At 36.5% G+C, this 3877-nt stretch carries 3 protein-coding genes and 1 pseudogene; all 4 read left to right on the forward strand.

The features are described from left to right. Positions 1-187 precede the first annotated feature (187 nt). Positions 188-2458, forward strand: a complete 2271-nt coding sequence (locus tag AB3X49_RS19000) for a BppU family phage baseplate upper protein (protein WP_367964026.1) — start codon at positions 188-190, stop codon at positions 2456-2458. Between the two features lie 81 nt (positions 2459-2539). Beyond that, positions 2540-2965 carry a phage holin family protein gene (locus AB3X49_RS19005; RefSeq protein WP_367964028.1) on the forward strand — a complete coding sequence of 142 codons (426 nt, stop codon included), beginning with the start codon at positions 2540-2542 and terminating at the stop codon, positions 2963-2965. Then, positions 2965-3714: an N-acetylmuramoyl-L-alanine amidase gene (locus tag AB3X49_RS19010; protein ID WP_367964030.1), complete on the forward strand. Its 750-nt coding sequence runs from the start codon at positions 2965-2967 to the stop codon at positions 3712-3714. Before AB3X49_RS19005 ends, AB3X49_RS19010 begins: the two co-directional genes overlap by 1 nt. Then, a pseudogene (locus AB3X49_RS19015) lies at positions 3698-3781 on the forward strand (N-acetylmuramoyl-L-alanine amidase); the annotation flags it as partial. The gene AB3X49_RS19010 and the pseudogene AB3X49_RS19015, both read left to right, overlap by 17 nt. Positions 3782-3877 lie beyond the last annotated feature (96 nt).

A 3877-nucleotide genomic window follows, 5' to 3' on the forward strand; every position in this document is an offset into this window, starting at 1 on the left:
GCTGTTCAAGAACTAGAGCAGAAACATGATGCAGAAATAGAATCATTGAAAGAAAATCACAAGGCAGAAATGGAAAGTATGAATACACGTATGGAAGCACTAGAAACATTAGTTCAAAAATCAATTAGTTAAAACAGAGGGAGCAGCAAACGCTGGTCTTTTTTATTTTGTATAAAGGAGTGATTTTATGACATTCAAAACCTATGAAATTAACGTAGATTTAGTAAATGATACATCCACGACTAGTGCCATTCGCTTTTCACAGAATGATAAAAATTCCGCGAAATTGTTACTAACAATAACAAATAAAGGTGCAGAACTTGATTTAAGTCAGGCGAAAGCAGTACGTATTACATTTGAAAAATCAGATGGAAAAATAGTATTTCAGCAAGATTGTGAAGCGATTAATGCGATGAAAGGAAAATACCAAATTGTATTAAAAACTCAAACTCTTGCAGTTCTAGGCAACGTATATGGGCAGGTGCAGATTCTTGAAGGTGATAAAAAGATAGATTCGCAGTTGTTTGTATTTACTGTTAAACGCTCATTATCAAGTAATGAAGCAGTCGAATCTACAAATGAGTTTACAATTATTCAAAAAGCAATTGAAGCAGGAGAGAAGCTTGAGGGTGTAGATATCCAAGCGATTGTTGAATCTAAAGAAACAGCAGAACAAGCGAAAACAGCAGCCGTGCAAAATGCTACTCAAATTGGGATTTTATCTGAAAACGTAGCAACTGCTAAAGTGGAAGCGACTACAGCCAGAACAGAAAAAATACCAGCTACGCGCTTAAACGATAGTGATATTCCTTCAAGTAAACTAAAAACTTCAACTGATGCGGATAAACTTAAGCTTATTCATTTGTCTGATGAAGTAAAACAAGCTATGGCTGGAACTACACCAATTAATGCGAGTGTAGCTAATTTTGGAGTTACAAAAGAAAAAGTTGCTTTTGAAGCATTAGATGATAGTAAATTAGACTTTGGTGTTATCCCTGTTGTTAAAAGTAAAAACTTATATCGCACTGACAAACTCATTAATGACAAATGGGTTATGTTCTCGGACGGTAAAATCTATAGTAATACGTCGTATACAGTTACAGACTTTTTACCAGTTCTTCCTAGTACAAACTATTGTCTTCGTGTAACAGATCAAATTGCATTTTATACTGCGGACAAGGTATATATTAAGGGACACGATGGAGGAACACCTAATCCGATTACTTCTCCTGCTAATGCTGCGTATATTAGGATTTCGACGCTTAAAGCTAAAACAAGCACACAGCAGTTAAATTTAGGTGATACACTTATCCCTTATGAAGTACCGCAAAACGAGTTAGAATTACCGATTCCAAAGATCCCTGTAATTCCTTACAGTAAAGTATCTGGGCTTTCTGCTGATATAAGTGCATTACAGACAAACGTTGTGAATAATGTATTTCTCTTATCACAGTTATCAGAAGTCATCACAAACCCGTTTAAACGATGCAATATCAAGCTAGTAGGTGATAGCATTACAGAGGGATGGGGAGCAACTACTGGTAATTCATGGGCATCTCTTTTCAGTAATTACATTACAACAACATACAATAAGACTTTCGATATTGCCGTTACAGATAAGAACCTAAAATACGATATATCAAAATGGAATGTAACACCTAATGATTCTTATAGCTTTGGTTCAGCTATTTGGAGAAGCACTTCCACTCCAGGTGAAAATATCGAGTTCAATTTTTATGGAACAAGTTTTTCTATTATGTACGCAGGAGTGGCTGAAGGTGGAATATTAGATATATTTGTAGATGGAACAAAAGTATCAGAATTAGACACATATGCGGCAACTACTCAATATATGAAACGGTTTGATGTCACTGGATTATCAGCTACAAACCATCGAGTTTTAATTACGCAAACAAGTAGACGTAATGCAAGTAGTACTGGGACTTCGTTATTTATAGAAGGATTAAAAATCCCTAAAACTGCCACAGTTACTAATAAGGGATTTGCTGGAAGAGATACAAAATGGATATTTGAAAATATTGATGCGAAAACAATTTTGGATACAGCTGACGATATCATTTTATATCAACTGGGTACAAACGATAGAGGTGTTTCTTCAGTAGCGAAGCCGAAATTCTATATACAAAAGTTTTTGGAATCTGTAAAAAGTCGTTCGTCAGCAAAAACTCTTATTATGTGTGCACCACCAGCGACAAGTGTAGATGAGGGCGGAAGACCTTTAAAGATGAAAGATATTCATAACCTTTTATATGTAACCGCAAGAGAAAACCAACTTCCTCTCGTCAGTCATTACAATAAATGGATTGAGTATATCGATTTAAAAGATATCACCCTTAAAAGCATGCTAGATGATGAATTACATCCGAATGACGCTGGATATAAAGTAATGTTTAATTTTATCTTATCGCAGTTAAACCTTCCTAAGAAAGCATACTAAACTTAACAAAATACGGATTTTATAGATTAAGAGGGTCACGTAATGTGGTCCTCTATTTATTTTGAAGAAGGAGGAAAGAACGTGGATCGAATCGATGTATTATTAAAAGCTTTTATTGCCACTTTTGGTGGCTTTTGTGGGTATTTCTTGGGAGGATGGGATGCGACATTGAAAATCTTAGTTACGATGGCAGTTATTGATTATTTAACTGGCATGATTGCAGCAGGATACAACGGAGAACTAAAAAGTAAAGTTGGTTTCAAAGGCATCGCCAAAAAGGTGGTGCTTTTTCTTTTGGTCGGTGCAGCCGCTCAATTAGATTCAGCACTTGGGAGCAATAGCGCAATCCGTGAAGCAACAATTTTCTTCTTCATGGGCAATGAATTGTTATCACTTTTAGAAAATGCAGGGCGTATGGGAATCCCTTTACCTTCAGCATTAACAAATGCAGTTGAGATTTTGGGTGGTAAACAAAAACAAGAAGAGAAAAAAGGAGCTGATCAGTAATGAGATATAGTTTACATGGTGGTCACACTGAATTTGTACAAGGCGCTAATTGTGGTGGTCGTAAAGAACATATTATGGATCGTCTGGTTAAGGATGCAGTTGCAGCTAAGTTACGTGTACTAGGACATACGGTATATGATGACACTGATGAGGTAGGCGGAACTCAATCACAGAATTTAAATAACATCGTTCGTAATTGTAACTCTCATGATGCGGACCTTGTAATTTCATTTCACTTAAATGCGTATAACGGAACAGCTAACGGTGTGGAAGTTTGCTACTACGATCAACAATCATTAGCGGCTAAAGTATCGGCTCAACTTTCAAAAGACATTGGTTGGCCTAATCGTGGTGCTAAAGAACGTAAAGAACTTTATGTACTAGCTAATACAAAGGCACCAGCAATCCTAATCGAACTTGGATTTATCGATAATGAGTCAGACATGGCAAAGTGGAATGTAGATAAGATTGCCAATTCTATCGTGTATGCTTTAACTAGACAAACTGTCGGAAATGTTAGCAAACCAACGGAACCAGTTAATAATGGCGTAAGGGTGAAAACAGGAGGTTTCAGCGACCAAGAAGCAGCCAAAGAAATCCTCGAATATGCATTAGCTCGTAAATGGTGGGTAGAGCCGTTCGTGAATAATGGCGAGTTCTATTACATTACTGGTGGATTATACGAGCCACAATTGTCCGAATTCGAAAAATGGATGAAAGAAAATGGTTGGTGGTGTACGAGGGTATAAAGTACACCATAGCAAAGGAAAAACATACTATATAACTGCTAATGAAGCCTATGTGTATGTGAAGTAGCAAACAAAAACAGAGCGATCCTTGATCAAGAGTGTGCTTTTTTCATTTCCTATCGACTTCGCATATTCATACGTTTCATATATGATTCATAAATAT

The sequence above is a fragment of the Bacillus sp. C30 genome (genome assembly GCF_040838255.1).
GTDB lineage: Bacteria > Bacillota > Bacilli > Bacillales > Bacillaceae_G > Bacillus_A > Bacillus_A mycoides.